Annotated in this window: 15 protein-coding genes; 7 read left to right on the top strand and 8 right to left on the bottom strand. The window is 64.0% G+C overall.

Translation table 11 applies throughout. The features are described from left to right. The first annotated feature begins 37 nt into the window (after positions 1–37). Positions 38–910, top strand: a complete 873-nt coding sequence (locus tag ABSB13_RS02505; RefSeq protein ID WP_428105253.1) for an alpha/beta fold hydrolase — start codon at positions 38–40, stop codon at positions 908–910. A gap of 44 nt (positions 911–954) precedes the next feature. Further along, complete coding sequence (locus ABSB13_RS02500) at positions 955–3,015, top strand: chloride channel protein (protein WP_428105252.1); 2,061 nt, start codon at positions 955–957, stop codon at positions 3,013–3,015. Here ABSB13_RS02500 and ABSB13_RS02495 read toward each other — a convergent pair. Genes ABSB13_RS02495 through ABSB13_RS02480 form a run of 4 tightly spaced genes read right to left on the bottom strand, consistent with a single transcriptional unit; the run spans position 2,991 to position 7,003 of the window. Continuing rightward, entirely contained in the window at positions 2,991–3,647 is a 657-nt protein-coding gene (locus tag ABSB13_RS02495; RefSeq protein ID WP_428105250.1) for a PHP-associated domain-containing protein, read from the bottom strand. The genes ABSB13_RS02500 and ABSB13_RS02495 overlap by 25 nt on opposite strands. A 10-nt stretch (positions 3,648–3,657) precedes the next feature. Next, positions 3,658–5,169, bottom strand: coding sequence for a serine/threonine-protein kinase (locus ABSB13_RS02490; RefSeq protein WP_428105248.1), 1,512 nt, complete (start codon positions 5,167–5,169; stop codon positions 3,658–3,660). 60 nt (positions 5,170–5,229) lie between these two features. Further along, complete coding sequence (locus tag ABSB13_RS02485; protein ID WP_428105246.1) at positions 5,230–5,571, bottom strand: hypothetical protein; 342 nt, start codon at positions 5,569–5,571, stop codon at positions 5,230–5,232. Beyond that, positions 5,564–7,003, bottom strand: coding sequence for an FHA domain-containing protein (locus ABSB13_RS02480; protein ID WP_428105244.1), 1,440 nt, complete (start codon positions 7,001–7,003; stop codon positions 5,564–5,566). Before ABSB13_RS02480 ends, ABSB13_RS02485 begins: the two co-directional genes overlap by 8 nt. Positions 7,004–7,080: 77 nt before the next feature. Here ABSB13_RS02480 and ABSB13_RS02475 point away from each other — a divergent pair, with 77 nt between their 5' ends. Together ABSB13_RS02475 and ABSB13_RS02470 are read left to right on the top strand one after the other, a co-directional pair. Then, positions 7,081–7,230, top strand: a complete 150-nt coding sequence (locus ABSB13_RS02475) for a hypothetical protein (protein WP_333648915.1) — start codon at positions 7,081–7,083, stop codon at positions 7,228–7,230. Further along, positions 7,227–8,000 (top strand): enoyl-CoA hydratase/isomerase family protein, encoded by a 774-nt coding sequence (locus tag ABSB13_RS02470; RefSeq protein ID WP_428105242.1) that lies wholly within the window; start codon positions 7,227–7,229, stop codon positions 7,998–8,000. The genes ABSB13_RS02475 and ABSB13_RS02470 overlap by 4 nt, the downstream gene beginning before the upstream one ends. A gap of 263 nt (positions 8,001–8,263) precedes the next feature. Here ABSB13_RS02470 and ABSB13_RS02465 read toward each other — a convergent pair whose 3' ends face one another. Genes ABSB13_RS02465 through ABSB13_RS02450 form a run of 4 tightly spaced genes read right to left on the bottom strand, consistent with a single transcriptional unit; the run spans position 8,264 to position 13,492 of the window. Further along, on the bottom strand, positions 8,264–9,928 hold the full coding sequence (locus tag ABSB13_RS02465; RefSeq protein WP_428105241.1) for a PfkB family carbohydrate kinase: 1,665 nt from the start codon (positions 9,926–9,928) through the stop codon (positions 8,264–8,266). 5 nt (positions 9,929–9,933) lie between these two features. Beyond that, positions 9,934–11,055 (bottom strand): dihydrodipicolinate synthase family protein, encoded by a 1,122-nt coding sequence (locus tag ABSB13_RS02460; RefSeq protein WP_428105239.1) that lies wholly within the window; start codon positions 11,053–11,055, stop codon positions 9,934–9,936. Positions 11,056–11,114: 59 nt separating this feature from the next. Then, on the bottom strand, positions 11,115–11,813 hold the full coding sequence (locus ABSB13_RS02455) for a hypothetical protein (RefSeq protein WP_428105237.1): 699 nt from the start codon (positions 11,811–11,813) through the stop codon (positions 11,115–11,117). Then, a complete protein-coding gene (locus ABSB13_RS02450; RefSeq protein ID WP_428105236.1) occupies positions 11,810–13,492 on the bottom strand; it encodes a hypothetical protein in 1,683 nt (560 codons plus the stop codon). The genes ABSB13_RS02455 and ABSB13_RS02450 overlap by 4 nt, the downstream gene beginning before the upstream one ends. Here ABSB13_RS02450 and rpmE point away from each other — a divergent pair. From rpmE to prmC, 3 genes are all read left to right on the top strand, one after another. Next, on the top strand, positions 13,475–13,714 hold the full coding sequence (rpmE, locus tag ABSB13_RS02445; protein WP_428105234.1) for a 50S ribosomal protein L31: 240 nt from the start codon (positions 13,475–13,477) through the stop codon (positions 13,712–13,714). The two genes, ABSB13_RS02450 and rpmE, sit on opposite strands and share 18 nt — an antisense overlap. Positions 13,715–13,856: 142 nt before the next feature. Further along, the gene (gene prfA, locus ABSB13_RS02440; protein ID WP_428105232.1) at positions 13,857–14,918 is read left to right on the top strand and encodes a peptide chain release factor 1; all 1,062 of its coding nucleotides are present in this window, start codon (positions 13,857–13,859) and stop codon (positions 14,916–14,918) included. A gap of 31 nt (positions 14,919–14,949) precedes the next feature. After that, positions 14,950–15,804, top strand: a complete 855-nt coding sequence (gene prmC, locus ABSB13_RS02435; RefSeq protein ID WP_428105230.1) for a peptide chain release factor N(5)-glutamine methyltransferase — start codon at positions 14,950–14,952, stop codon at positions 15,802–15,804. The last annotated feature ends 4 nt before the right edge of the window (positions 15,805–15,808 follow it).

Genomic DNA, 15,808 nt, shown 5'->3' with positions numbered 1-15,808 from the left:
TGGCGCAACACGTCAAGCTTCGTGGAGAGACGGGCACATGGCCGATAGCATCATCGGGCCGACTTCGCATTATTTTTATTCGCAGCGGCTGAAACTGCACTACGTCGATTGGGGCAATCCCGACAAGCCGCTGCTGGTGCTGGTGCATGGCGGCCGCGACCATTGCCGCAACTGGGATTGGGTCGCGCTCGATCTGCGCGGGCACTTTCACATTATCGCGCCCGACCTTCGCGGCCACGGCGACTCCGACTGGGCGGTGGGCAGCGGCTATGCGATGATCGACTACGTGCTCGATCTCGCACAGCTGATGAGCGCGGTGGGCGGCGAGCCGGCGACGCTTATCGGCCACTCGCTCGGCGGCGGAATCGTTTTGCAATACACCGGCACGCATCCCGCCGCGGTCAAGCGCGTGGTTTCGATCGAGGGGATGGGTCCGCCGCCCGGAATGATCAAGGACTCGCCGGCCTACGATCGGATGAATAACTGGATCGGCCAGATGCAAACGCTGGCGCGGCGCAAGGCGCGCGAGTATCCATCGATCGAGGAAGCTCTCGCGCGCATGATCGAGGCCAATCCGCACCTGAGCCGCGAACAGGCGCGCCATCTCACGATTTGGGGAATTCAGCGCAACGAGAACGGCACTTATTCCTGGAAGTTCGACAACTACGTTCACGCCACCTCGCCCTACATGTTCAACAATCGCGACGCGCGCGAAATCTGGGGCCGCATCACCTGCCCGACGCTGCTGATTCGCGGCACGGAATCGTGGGCGGGCGATTGGGTCAAGGACGGGCGCATCCAGGCCTTCAAGCACGCGGAATCGGTGACGATCGACAAGGCCGGCCACTGGGTGCATCACGATCGCCTCGACGAATTCCTGGCAGTCACGCACCGGTTCCTCGGCGTGTAGCGGCGACTCGTGGCGGATAGCGCGTCCACCCGGCGGTCTTGCTGATGCGACGGCCTTCGCTTTCGCTGCGCAGCGATCAGTTCGAATACGTTCAGCTGATTATTCTTGCCGTGACGGTGGGGGTGCTCGCGGCGCTTGGGAATCTCGGCTTTCGCAAATTGATCGAACTCTTTTCGTGGCTGTTTCGCGGGCTGGAGTGGTACGCGCTTGGAATCGGGCTCGGCGGACCGCATCGCGCACTGATCCCGTTGATCCTGCTGAGCGGCGGCGTGGCAATACTGCTGCTTGACCGGATTTTTCCCGGAGACGTGCTCGGTTACGGTTTTCCGAATTTCCTGGAGATGGTCAACCTCGGCACCGCGAGACTCAAGCGCCGCTGGATCTTCGTCAAAGCGGCGGGCGCCGCGCTTTCATTGGGAGCAGGCGCCTCGGTCGGCCGCGAAGGTCCGATCGCCCAGGTCGGAGGCGCGATCGGATCGACTATCGCGCAGCTGAGGAAGTTGTCGCCCGATCGCGCGAAAGTGCTGGTCGCGGCTGGAGCGGGCGCCGGTATCGCGACGACGTTCAACGCGCCGATCGGCGGCCTGATGTTCGCGCAGGAAATCGTGCTGCTCGGCCACACTGAAATCGCCAACCTCACATTGCTGATCATCGCCACCTTCAGCGCGGTGATCACCTCGCGAGCGATCCTGGGCAACGCGACGGTCTTCCTCGCGCCTGAATTCGTGCTGCGCAGCTACTGGGAGATGGCGACGTATGCGCTGATGGGCGCGGCGCTCGGCGCGCTCGCGGCAGGTTACATCCGGTTTTTCAACGCAACCGACGCATGGTTTCGCAGGCTGAAGCTGCCGGTTTGGGTCAAGCTCGAAGCGGGACTTGCAGTGGTCGGGGTGATTGCGATTTGGCTTCCGCAAAACTTGTCCGACGGATATCCGGTAATCAACAGCGCGATGGCGGGTGAGTTCGGGATCGGAATGCTGGCGGCGCTGACCTGCGCGAAGTTTTTCGCCAGCAGCGTGTCGCTCGGATGCGGCGCGCCGGGAGGATGCTTCGGCCCGACGTTTTTCATCGGCACGATGGCGGGCGGCTTGTTCCAGCGCGTGTCGGCGATGCTGATTCCGCACCTTACGGGGCCGCGCGGATCGTACGCGCTGGTGGGGCTCGCTGCGTTTCTGGCCGGTACCACGCACGCACCGCTGACGGCGCTGTTCCTGCTCTGGGAGATGACGCACAGCGACGCGATCGCATTGCCTGCGATGATCGCGACGATCACGGCGCTGGTCGTGGCGCGTGCGATCGAAACCGAATCGATCGACGAGTTCCGCCTGGCGCGCGCGGGCAAGACGCTGCAAATAGGCCGCGAGCGCCTGGCGCTGGCGCTCATACCAGTCAGCGCCGTCGTAACCAAGAACGTGACGGTGGTGACGGAGAACACTTCGCTGTTGGAGGTGCTGCGCATCGCGGGCGAGACGGCGCAATCCACCCTGCCGGTGGTCAACAGCGAAGGCGCGCTCGCGGGGACAATCGTGGTCCGCGATTTGTTGTCCGTGCTCAGCGGAGGACAGGAGCTCGGTCCTCTCGTCAACGCATTCGACATCTGCAATGCGCATGGTCCTACCGTGTCACTCAATGCGAACCTCGACGAGGCGAGCCAGTTGATGGAGCACGACGGCCTCGACGAGATTCTGGTCGTCGAGCACAACACGCGGCACTTTCTCGGGCTGGTCACCAGCCAGCATATCGCACAAGCGCTCAACCGTGTGACGGTTTCTCTCTCGACGCTTGCGACGCGCGACCCGAATATCTACTGGGCGACCGGTTACCGGGTGACGCGGCTCGCGGTGTCGGCCAACGCCGCGGGGAAAACGGTGCGTCAACTCGATCCGCGCGCGCGATTCAGCGTCACGGTTCTCGCGGTTCAGGATGCGAGCAATCCGGACGGCGGATTCGCGCCGATTACGCCCGATCGCCCGCTGAAAGAAGGCGACGAGCTGATTGCGGCAGGGCGCCCGCAAGACCTCCGGCAATTCACGCACGAGTTGGAAAGCGTGGAACCCGCCGGCGCCGCGCGGACCGCGGCTCAGTCCGAACCCGGGAAGACATAGGGGCGAGCACGTCCGGCGCGGATCTCGGCGCACAGTTGCTCCACCGTGTGCAGGTCGCGTTCGAACTCGGTCGCGATCGTCATGAACCATTTTGCGGTCGCGAAATGAGCGTCGCTGCCGCCAACCGCCGTCAGTCCGAGCTTGAGCGCGGCGTCCTGCGCGCGCCGATTCTCCTCGATCGAGTTCTGGCCGTTGAGCACTTCGATCGCGCCAAGCGCCGCGCCATGGCGGCCGAGCAATGCGTCCAGGCGCGAGCCGTAACCGGAGTCGCGAAACGGATGCGCTGGAATTGCGACGCCGCCTTCGTGATGCAGCACTTCGATCAGGCTGTCGCTCTTGAGCATCCGCGCGGTCAGATCGAATCGGCGCATCACTTCATCGGTGACGCCGAACAGCAACAGATGGCCGAGGTCGGTGTCGGCTTCGATCCCTTTGAAGATGGCAATTTGAAATTGCTCCGCGAGTTCCGCGTATAGCCGGCCAACTTGGTGATCGCTGGGAAACAGGCGATGCTCGGTGAAGCAAATCGCGCCGAGTCCGCGGCCCGAGCTATTCGCAAATTCGAGATACTGCTCCGGCGCGACGTTGGAGTCGGACGAAAGCCGGGTGTGGACGTGCAGATCAGCGATCATCAGATGGATGCTACGGCGCGGCGAACGTGTCGCGCACCTGGAGATGGTCCTCGATCGAGAAAACTCGCGCGACCAGGAAAACCTGCGTCTGCACCATGAGACGATCGGCTTCCGTGGGCACCGTACCCCACAGGACGATCGTCTCGCCCTCCATCCCGAAATGCACCGACGCATAGCCCTGCGCGTTGAGCGCGCGGCGCAGCGCGATTTCCCGCGGGTCGGTATGGACAGGTTCGGCCGGACCGGGAGCGCCGCCATTGGGCACCTCCGGAACCGCGCCGAAGCCGGGTCCCGTGTCGCCGTCGGAAGGCTGCGGTTGCGACGAATGGAACATCAGGTATCCGATGAGAAAGCATCCGCCGACGACCAGCGCCAGCGTGCGCGCGGGATGCCGCCGGCGACGGCGCTCATGAAAGATCGGACCCGGAAATTCCCCCGGCGCAGCAACGTCGTCGAGCACGATCGTCCGCGCCTCGTGCGCGCCGCGCTCCGGCGCCGATAATCGTCCCGTCACGTCGGCGGCGCAGAATGAGCAGTAGTTGGAATCCACCGGGATATTTCGGCCGCATCGCGGACATTGCGTATCGATCTGGTCGGTCAGCATCGTCGGCGCCGACGCGTGCTGCTGTGCGGACCTGACCCCGCCGAGCGGCAGTTTGAGTTGTGGGCGTGGCGCCGGCCCGGTTGACGAATTGCGCTGCGCCGTCGTCGCCGGCGCGCCGCCCGACTTGATCGCGGTGAGCCTCTGCTTGAATTCCGCGGCGTCGGCCATCCGCAAGACCACGTCGTACTTGAGCGCCTGATCGACCAGGTCGGCAAGCGCGGGAGTAATTCCAGGGCATAGCGGGCGCAACGGTGGAAAGCTGAAAGGCGGCTCGAGCGCGGGGTCGCGGCCCGACAGCGCATGATGCATCGTGGCGCCGAGCGCGTACAGGTCCGAGCGGAACTCGACCTTGCCGCGATATTGCTCGGGCGGCGCGTAGCCCTGCGTACCAATCATCGTCGCGTTGCTCAGCGGCTGGAACAGGCGCGCGATGCCGAAGTCGATCAGCTTGGCTTGCCCCGACGGCGTCAGCATCACGTTCGACGGTTTCAAGTCGCGATAGATCACCGGCGGTTCCAGGTTGTGCAGGTACTCGAGCGTGTCGAGAATTTGCAGCGCCACATCGATGACGGCGTCCTCGGGAAGCTTGCCGCCGGCGTCTTTGAGTTTCTGTTCCAGCGTGATCCCGTCGATGAACTCCATGACGAGATAGTGATGGTTCTGGTCGCTGAAGCGATCGAACACGCGCGGGATATGTTCGTTGCTGAGTTGCGCGAGCATGTCGGCCTCGCGCTGAAAAGCCGCCACCGCCTGTTTCTGCGTGTCCGGGCTGGTGAAACTATCGACCATCTCGGCCAGCGCACACGGCCGCGCCGCAAGCCGCAAGTCCTCGGCGAGATAGACGAGTTTCATCCCGCCCCCGCCCAGCGGCTTCATCACGCGGTACCGGCCGCCGACGATGGTGTTGGGCGCAATCATGCGTTCAATCGGAATCTAAGCATCGCTTCAAGCTTGTGGCGCCCCGGTGGGACTCCATGTTTATCGCACCGGCATGCCTTCGCGAAGCGCATCGGAGAAGGCCGCATTGGCGGCGCATATGAGATGAATCAGGATGCCGAGCGGCGGTCCCGCACCGTACGCCAACGATACGCCAAAAAACCACAAGATCCCCCGCAACGGCTTGCCCCGATAAATCTGGCCGACGCCCGGAACGATGCTTAGCACGAGCGCCAGCATCGGGCTGTACCCGCGATCCCGTCGCAGCAGCGGGAAACGAGTGACCGGCGCACCACACGATTTGCAGAAACTCGCGTCGGCGACGACGATCGGCTGACCGCATCGCGAGCAAAACCTCGGCTTCTCGAACTCCGCTTCAGCCACGGAAGGTAAACTGCGCGTCGCCGAACCGTACGGTGTCGCCGTCGCTCACGCGGGTTGGCTCGGTCACGCGCCGGTTGCCGACGAACGTTCCGTTCTGGCTGTTGAGGTCTCTCACCGCGAACACGCCGTCGGAATTTTCGATACTCGCGTGATGGCGTGAGACCGAGGAATGGCCGGCTACGATGTCATTGTCGAGCGCGCGCCCGATGCGGGTAACCGTGCCGGAGCGGACGGGGTAGGGCTGCCCCGACGCGTCGATCAGGCTTGGTCCCTCGAGCTTCGCGTTTGCTCCGGCCAGGCGCGTAGCGACGTGCGCGGGATTCACCGTGTCGACGGTGAGCGACGGCTGCTGGCGGGCCGGCGCCGACGTGCCGCGCAGATGGAACACCATTTCGTAGCTGCCAATGCCGATTCGATCGCCGTCGCGCAGGTCAACGCTTTCGATTCGCTTGCCATTGACGAAGGTGCCGTCCTGGACTGCGAGATTTCTGATCACGTAGTCGGCGCCGCGCCGTTCGATTACGGCGTGCCGCATCTGCACGACTGGGTCGCCGAACAGGCCGACCGGATTTTCCTCAGCGCGGCCGATCGACGCGCGCGCGCCTTCAATCCGGTACTGGCGTCCGCGCAGCCGGCCGTGCTCGACCGTGACCCACGCTGCCTTGGTCAGCTCTTGCACGAGCCCGATGAACAGTCCGATCGCAAGGCCGGTGACCGCTTCGCCAAAGAACCGCGATGCCAGCCCGCCGCCGGCGATCGCGCCGATCAAATCGAAGCCGATTCCACCGACTGCTCCGCCCACCAGTCCGCCCAGCGCTCCCTTGGGAACGTTTTCCATCGTGAGCGTCGCCAGTCCAACGCCGGCGCCCACCAGCGCTCCGTCGATTGCCCATCCCAGGAGTCTGGCGATGACGAGAGTTACGATCGAGCCCGAAACCAGCTCGCCATTTGGGCTGAAGCCGACGCCGCCTGCCACGAGAACCAGGTTGAACACGTAATTTCCGAAGTAAGTGGAGACCAGCGAGAGCAGCGCGCATATCGCGAAGCCGCGAATGAAACGGCGCTTGGACTCCGGCGTCAGGCGAACGTCGGATGTATCCACGGCCGTGATGAACGCGCCGATCGCGCCGGCAGCAAACGCCGCCGAGATGTAGTACGCGAGCATCTCGCCGGTGGTCTGCACCTGGCCGAGATGAGAATTGTGCGAGGCCAGCTCGACCGGGAGCCATCCGATCGCGCCGCCAACCAGGCCGGCAAGCGCCTTGAACGTCAGTTCGCGCCGGTTCAGAGAGTCGCTTTTGAGTAGAGCTAGAGGTGAATTCACGCCGCCCCCGGCAAATGCATCCAGGTTGGTAATATCATAGCCCGCAGCGGGTCGCTGGAAAACGCTCTCCGCGGGCGGCGTGGCTTCGACGGGCGAGCGATGGGGCATCCGGTTTCCCGCGATTCCCGAACTTGATATTGAAGGGGTTGACGGCGGCGACCGCCAGCCCCGCGAGGAGGCCCCCCATGTCACCATTGCTGCTGATACTAATCCTGTTGTTGCTGTTTGGCGGTGGCGGCGGTTATTACGCCTACGGACCCGCAGGTGGAATCGGGATCGGCGGAGTTATTTTGATCATCCTGATTGTGATGCTTGTCAGCCGACGGCGAATATGAGCGTCGATTTGTCGGTCGAGAGCGGTCTTGCGGAGATTGTTCTCAACCGGCCCGACAAGCGCAACGCGTTCAACGACGCGATGGCGTCGGAACTCAACGCATGCATCGAGCGCGCGGCGTCGCACGGCGTGCGGGCGATGATGATCCGCGGCGAAGGGCCGGCGTTCTCGGTGGGACGGGACCTGGCGGATGCCGACCCGGGTATCGAAGATGCCGAAGCGATAATCGAGAACACGGTTAATCCACTGATCAAGCGAATCGTCGCCTTCCCGGCCCCTACCTTTGCCGCGGTTCACGGCGCGTGCGTGGGAGTTGGGCTGGGGCTGGCGCTCGCATGCGACGTGGTCTATGTCGCCGACGACGCGCAAATCGGCTCGCCGCTGGCGCGTATCGGCGCAGTGCTGGACTCGGGCGGCCATTCGTTCTTCGTCTCGCGCCTGGGAACCCATCGCGCACTCGAACTCATCTACACGGGAAGATTGCTATCGGGCGCCGAAGCGGCTCATCTCGGACTGGTCAACCGCAGTATCGCGAAGGATTCGCTCGTCGCGGAGACCCGGAAAGTTGCGGCGCAGGTGGCGCTTGGTCCGACCGCGGCGTTCATGCAATCGAAGCATCTGATCCGCAGGATCGACGAAGAGGCGATGGGCCTGTTCGCGGTGCTGAAATGCGAGGCTCAGGCGCAGGGCGCGGCAGCACGCACCGCCGACTACAAGGAAGGCATCGCGGCCTTTCAGCAAAAGCGCTCGCCGAAGTTCCAGGGGAGATGACGCAGGGGCAGGGCTGACCCCTGGCAGGGGCTGACCCCTGCACCCACCGTTAAGGCCGCGCTCCGTTGTCGCGCGGCAGGGGTGACCCCTGCACCCGGTGATAAGAGAAGAGAAGATGCGGGCTTCGCCCTGTTAGAACTTTTTTTGTGTCATCCTGAGCGCAGCGAAGGAACCCGGATCCGGGATTCTTCGCTTCGCAGACTCCGCTCTAGAATGACACGAGAAGGTCGCGAGCAGGTTTTGGTATCCGAGATCGGCCCTGCTTAGGCGCGGCGGCGGGAAGTGCGCGTCTCGGCCAGGCGGCGGGCGGCTTCGCCGATTGCGCCCGCGCGATGCCATCGCGAGTATTCCTCGACGGTCAGGCCGTGGGCGAGTTCCAGTGCGACCGACAAGCCTGCGAGCACAAAGACTTCGCCGAGCACGCTGATGCGCGGCGCGAGTCCCAGCCCGCCGCCTTCGTTGGGGACGGGGACGTGGATGACGAGGTCGGCGAGTTGGGCGAGGGCGGAATCCTTGTTGCCGGTGATCGCGATCAACTGCGTGCCCTGTTCGTGAATGGCGGTGGCGGTGGAGAGCAATTCGTCGGTGTTGCCGCTGTTTGAAATCGCGATGACGATGTCGCGCGGATGCACCTGTCCGAGGCTGCCGTGCAGGGTCTCGGTCGCGTGCAGGAACGTGGTGGGCGTGCCGACCGAGCAGAACAGGCTGGCCGCGTAGCGTGCGACGTGCTCGGGCTTGCCGACGCCGGTGACGTGGACGCGGCCGCCGCGGCCGAGCGCGGTGCGAATTATCTCGACGGTGCGCGAGATGGCGGCGATGTTCAATCCACCGCGCATCGCGGCAAGTTCCGCCAGGGCGAGGTCGAAAAATTTCGCCACTTCGCTTTCGCTGGTCGAGTCGCCGACAGCCGCCTTGCGCGGCTCGCTATCGAGGCGCGGCGTGGGGAGCGCGATCGCCTCGCCATACAAGTCGAGAACTTCCTCGCGCACGTCGAATCCAGCCGGAAACGCGCCGAGGCGCGTGACCGCGACCGCTCCGGCGGCATTGGCGAGCCGCCCGATCCTGTCCCACGGCATCCCGAGCCGAAGGCCGGCGAAGACGCCGGCGAGGAACGCGTCGCCGGCGCCAGTTGAATCGATCTGCTTGACCTTGAAGGCGGCCACGCGAACCGAGGTGTCGCGCGCGGCGATCGAGCATCCTTTGTCGCCCTCGGTGATTATGACCGCGCGATTTCCGTAGCGGGCGCGAATTGCTTCGGCCATCTTCAACGGATCGCGGCCGTTGCCCGCGACGATTTCACGTGCGGCGGCTTTGGCGGGCTTGAGATAAGTCGCGAGTTTCAACGCGCGTTCGAGTTCGGCGCGCGTGCCGAGCGTTCCGATGGCGTCGGAGGGCGGCACGTCGACGTCGAGCACGGTGGGAATCGAATGGGTTCGCGCGAAGAGCAGGATTGCGAGCACGGTGCGAATTGGGAGCTGCGAAATCTCGGTCGAAACAAGATTGGCGCGGCGGATGAATGCGCCGTGGCGGCTGCGGACCTCGGCGGGGGTGAGCTCGCCGGTCGCGCCGCGCGCCATGTAGATAGCGCGATCGCCGTTGGCGTCCACGAAGATGGTCGCGAAGGCGCTGGCGGTGCCGTCGAAGGTCAGGTGATGGCGAATGCCGAGGCGATCCATCCCGTCGCGGAGAAACTCGCCGTTGCGGTCGTCGCCCATCTTGCCGAAGATGCCGGTTTTGAGGCCCAGGATTCGGCCCCATCCGAGATGGTTGAGCACGAGGCCGCCGACCTGCGTGCGTTCGATGGCGGCGCTGGCGGTATGCGCGCGGAGCAGGATTTTTTCGTCGGCGCGGATTATCCGCGGGGTGCGATAGAACAGGTCAACGACCATGCTCCCGCATCCGACGACATCGAGTTTTTCTTCAGCCATTGCTCTCAACCGATTTTCTTTGCGCCGGCGCGATTCCCCGAATCGTATTCGCTGACCCACCCGCGTTCCAGCATCTCGGCGGCGCGCGCGCGGATTGCGGCGAAGCGTGCGGAGAATTCGCGGCGCTCGCTGTCGCTCAGCGGCGGCGTTCCCGCGCCGACCGCGTCGCTCTCGATGACGCCGATTTCCTTTAGCGAAGCCTTAAGCGATGCGATCGTCGGGCGCCAGGCCTTGGCGTCGCGCTTAAAAGTGCATGCGATGCGAAATTCGTCCAGCACGTCAGAATACAAGCGCATCAATTCGACGTCGCCCGAGCGGCAGACCTGCCACGCGCGCTGCCATTCGCGCGGCATCGCATTGGCCGCGCCGGCGACGACGCCGTAGGGACGGGTGCGCTGAGTCAGGTATCGGTTCCAGTAGTGGCGCATGCGATCGCCCACGCCTTCGGGCGGGGCGAACAAATCGAAGATGAGGTATGGGTTGCCGGCGTAGATCGCGAATTCGTGACCCGCCTTGAAGTGCGACGCGGCGCGAGTGTAGTTGCCGATGACGGTCTTGCTGGCGGTAACTTTTATTCCGCGCACGTACGGCAGCCGGCTCATCGCCTTGACGTCGCGGGTGTGCAAATGGGGCGATTTGCCGGGCGCGGCGATGCCGGCGTTGTCGTAGAGGAACAGCGGAAGCATCCGGCCCGCGCGGTCGAACACCGCGCCGATGTCGCGCTCGACGAATTCCGCGGGATGCTCGACGTCCTTGATCGAGAGCGGCGCGACTACCACCGCGTCGGCGCCGGCGTGAAGCGCGTGGCTGAGATTGTCGAGCGTGTCGCTTCGCGTATGCGCGGTGATGCCGGCCCATGCTTCGATCTTCTTGGCGGCCGACGCGCGCGCACGGCGGCATTCTTCGACGGCGATTCGCGCGACCGCCTGGCGGCGCGGATTGTCGATGCGATCCCATTCGCCGGTGGTCCCTGCGGCAAAGATTATGTCGGCGCCGGCGCCGTCCTGGAGCGCGTAGCGAACGACAGCGCGCTGCTGGTCTTCGAGGATGCGGCCGCGGGCGTCGAGAATCGTGACGATCGGGACGGCGAGGCCCGGCCGCGGGATATATTCGTCGAGCGAATCCACGGCGGCGATTCTAGCAGAAGCGGGCGATGGCTGCTGCCCGGATGGCATCGGGGGCGCGGCTAGTCGATGCCGAGTGCGAGATCGGTGATGAAGCTCCAATGACGGTCGTCCAGCGAGGCGAAGTTCTCGAGCTTCAAGCGGAGAGTCAGTTTGTAGTTGCCGTCGCCGGAGAGCGCGGCGGCGGGAGGATTTTCGTACCAGAGGCCCTTTTTGCAGGCGTCGATCATCATCTGATCGATTCTCGCCTTGCCGCAGTGTTGTTCGAGGATAAGTTCGGTGAGCTTGCCGCTTTTATCAAGGATTGCCGTGATGACGACGGCCTTGATTCCGGTGGGCAGATTGGTTTGCGAAATTTCCTCGGTTTTCTCGGCGATACGGAGTTGGGCATAGACGCGATCGAGTATCGCTGCGGAAAAATCCCCGAACTTGGCGGCCTTGTCATTCAGCAGACGCGCCGTGCCTGGGGTTCTTTCGTTACCGATCGGGCGCGAGATGCCGGGCTCGGTCTCAAAGGTGCGGGGGCCGGGCGAAACACCGGCTTCGTTGCGCAACAATCCCTCGCCGGGCGCCGGAGCCGCGTTGGCGCGAAGCGGATCGATGGGGGCGTCGGAGACGGCCGACAAATCGCTCAACAACTTCGGTTGCGGGCCGGCGTCAACGCCGGCGGGCGGGGGCTGGTCGGCGGCGCATCCCGCGCTGAGGATCGCGGTGGCGAAGAGCATGGCTGTGAAAAACCGTTTGCGTTGAGCGCGGCTCATTTGGATTTTTCCGGTTGGCTGTCCTTATCCAAATCCAGGGCGACAATTGCCGGACGCGCATCATTGTAGTCGGCAACGAAAGCGTCGAACAGTTCCTCGCCGAATGCGCGTTCCTCGGCGCGAACCTGGTCGTTGTGTTTATTCGCGATCGCATCGCCGATTCGCGCCAGCAACTCGAGCGTGGGCGAGTAATTCAACTGCGCCGTGGTGACGCTTGAGAAATCGTAAATCCCGTTGGGGAGCAGCCGCGAGCTGAGCTTTACCTTCATGCCGCCATTTCCGGTAGCCAGCCCGCGCAGAAAGTCGCCGGCAATCAAGTCCATCACCTCATGCACGCCGGGCGGCGCGATCAATTGCGGGACCGCGTCCATCCGGGTGGCAAACGTCACGGAGCCTGAGTCGCGGCGGTAGTCGGTGGCAAATCCAAGGTTGGCCAGGCCGAAATTCATCGCAAGGCTGGTCACCTGCGCCGACGCGAGAGTGCGGTAACTGCCGCGCGCGAGTTCATTGAGCGCGAGACCTTCGCCGGCGGGTTGCATCGCCGCGTTGAACGGTGTCAGCAGGCCGTCCCGAATCATCATGGTGAAGTGGATGTGGCCGTGGTCGAAGGCCTCGCGCATCCAGAAATTTCCGTGCGAATCCACAATCGCGGATTTCGCCGTCACCGCAGGCACGACCTTGCGGTAGAAATCATACAGCAGCGGATATTTTTTGAGCGCGTCCTGGCGAACTTCGGCATCGACGTTGAAAAGCACGACGGGGCCCGCGGTTGAATTGAACTCGTCGAGCAGGTTGTTGAATTTTAAATAGTGGTCGAACTTTGCCGCGAGATGCGGCATCTGGCGGTGGAATTTTTCGAGCGCGGCCCGGTCATGGTGGTTGAACGCGCCGGGCGAGGAATCCCAAGGCGGTCTCAGATCGCCGTGAACCTCGCGGAGCGCATCGGCGGATGCGTCGACCAGTGCGCCGATGCCGTAGGTATCGAGCATCAACTCGCCGCCGAGCGTGCCGGTCACACTCGAAATGCTGGTGGGAGTGGAATCGGCGGCAGGCTTGAGGCCGAACACACCCGAAAATCGCGCCGGCTCCTCGGGGCTGCGCGATTCGGGGGCTAGCCGGTACAGATAGTCGCCGTCGCTGGGGCGCCCGGTGACGCAAATCTGATGGGTGCCGTCGGGCTCGGCGCGCCACGGGACTCCCGGTTTCGAGTAGAGTGCGGCGGCGCGGATCATTGTCGATTGGCGCGGCGGAAGCAGATCGACGACGTCCTGGAGGGCGGGGGCAAGCTTGGGATGGAACGAGATCTTGCGCTGGAAATCGAGCTGCCGGTTCAGGATTGTGATCGCACGCGACGCGCGTGCGGGGCCGGGCGGCGCGAGATAGGCGATCGGCGCGAAAAGGGTTCGATTGTCGGGTGCGAAGCCCGCCGTGTGCGCTCGCTGGGGTTTCGCGGCGGTGGAGATTCGAGGCGGCGCAGCCGTGGCGCCCGGCGCGGCGAATGTGGCAATCGGCCGGATTGTGATTAGAATTACCGCGGTCGCGGCAGCGACGGCAAATGTGAGCCGAAAAGCCCGAAAAGGCGGCCGCGAGCGGCGAATTGTATGCGATACCTTCCGATGGTATCCTGTTACACAACAAGGAAAACGGTTCGAGACGTAAAAATGAAAGCTGGAATCCATCCTGATTACCGCCGCTGCACGGTAGCCTGTGCGTGCGGCAACACCTTCGAAACGCGCTCGACGCTCAAGGAGCTGCACGTCGAGGTATGCTCGAAGTGTCATCCCTTTTACACCGGCACGCAGCGCCTGGTCGATACCGCGGGGCGCGTCGAGCGCTTTAATCGCAAGTACGGCATCAAGAAGCCGGCCGAAAAGACGGCGGCAGCCGCCGCCGAGAAGTAGCATAGCAACTCCCGCCGCCTGCGGTGCGCTACGCACCCGGGTGTGCGGGGGAGAATCCATCGGCACGGCCGCCTCGGCCGCGCCGTTTTTGTTTCAAGGCAATTCTGGTTTTTCGTTTTTCCGGTTCGGAGCGTGAACGGCGATGCTGGATAAGGCAAGCGCAATAGAAGAACGGGTGGCGGAACTCGAGCGCAAGCTCAGCGATCCGGCCACGCTCGGCAATCAGCGCGAATACGCCAGGATCGCCAAAGAGCGCTCGCAGCTTTCCGAGGCGGCGCATTGTGCCCGCGAATATATCCGCGTCGCCGACGAGATCGCGGGCCACAAGTCGATCCTCGACGGCGACGATGCCGACTTGCGCGAGCTTGCCAAGGCCGAGCTGCCGGCATTGCAGAAAAATCTTGCCGCTCTCGAAGAGAAGCTCAAGGAGCTGCTCACCCCGCGCGATCCCAACGACGAAAAAAACGTGATCCTCGAAATCCGCGCCGGGACCGGCGGCGAAGAGGCTTCATTGTTTGCCGGGGACCTGTATCGGATGTACACGCGCTACGCCGAGCGCCACGGATTCAAGATCGAGGCGCTGAGCTTGAGCGACACCGGGCTGGGCGGAATCAAGGAAGTGATCGCGCTGGTCAGCGGACGCGGCGCATACTCGCGGCTCAAGTACGAAGGCGGGGTGCATCGCGTGCAGCGCGTACCTGAAACCGAAGGCTCGGGCCGCATCCACACCTCCGCGGTCACGGTGGCGGTGATGCCCGAGGCGGACGAGGTCGAGGTCAATATCAACGAAGCGAAGGACCTGCGAATCGACGTGATGCGCGCGTCGGGACCGGGCGGCCAGAGTGTCAACACAACAGATTCGGCGGTGCGTATCACGCATATCCCGAGCGGCATGGTGATAATCCAGCGCGACGAAAAATCCCAGCACAAGAACAAAGCGAAGGCGCTGAAGATTCTGCGGGCTCGGTTGCTCGAGGCGGCACAGTCGGAACAGCAGGCGAAGATCGCGCAGACGCGGCGTTCGATGGTGGGGACGGGCGACCGTTCCGAGCGGATCCGCACCTACAATTTTCCGCAATCGCGGGTGACCGACCATCGCGTCAACGTGACGATTCATCAGCTCGACAATTTTCTCGACGGCGAAATCGATCCGATCATCGACGCGCTGGCGGCTTACGATCGCGAGCAGTCGCTCAGCGCATAGGCCGGTGTGTAGCGACACCCGCAGGTCGGCCATGTGGCTGAAGATCGATGAAGCGGCGCGCAGGCTCGCCGCCTGCGGGATCGAATCGGCGCGGCTCGACGCGCAACTCCTGATGGCCGCGGCGGCAGGAGTCACGCGCGAGGCGGCTGTCACCGGTTCAAACGAGCTGTCACCCGCGACACTGGATAACTTCGAGACGATGATCGCGCGGCGCGAAAAGCGCGAGCCGATCGCGTACCTCCTGGGGCACAAGGAATTCTACTCGCTCGATTTCGAAGTCAGTCCTGCCGTCCTGATTCCGCGGCCGGAGAGCGAGATCGTCGTTGACGCGGCGCTTAAGTTTATCGCCGGGGCGCCGGACGCGCGCGTACTCGACATCGGCACCGGCTCGGGCGCGATTGCGATCGCAATTGCGGTTAACGCACCGCGCGCGCGCGTGACTGCGGTGGACATTTCCGCGGACGCGATTGCGGTGGCGTCGCGCAACGCCCGCCGTCATAAGGTCGAGGATCGTGCGACGATCCGGCGCGCCGATTGTTTCGAAATTCTGGACGGAGGACCGGCGCTTGGATCGTTCGACGTGATAGTCTCCAATCCGCCCTACCTGGATGACGCGGAGATCGCCGCGCTGGAGCCCGAGGTGCGCGGCTTCGAGCCGCGCGTTGCGCTTAGCGCGGGAGCGGGAGGGCTCGACATCTTTCGCCGAATTGCAGCGGGCGCGCCGCGCCATCTTGCGAGCGATGGCGAGCTGATCGTGGAAGTGGCGGCGGGGCAGGCGGCGGCAGTGGCGAAGCTGGTCGAGGAAGCGGGCTTACAAGTCGTCTCTGTGATAAACGATCTCACGGGGCATCCGCGCGTTGTGCGCGCGCGAAGCAGCCGGGCGTAGTTGG

The organism is Binatus sp. (SeqCode), assembly GCF_050013435.1.
GTDB lineage: Bacteria > Desulfobacterota > Binatia > Binatales > Binataceae > Binatus.
This window is presented reverse-complemented; position numbering and strand designations above follow the sequence as displayed.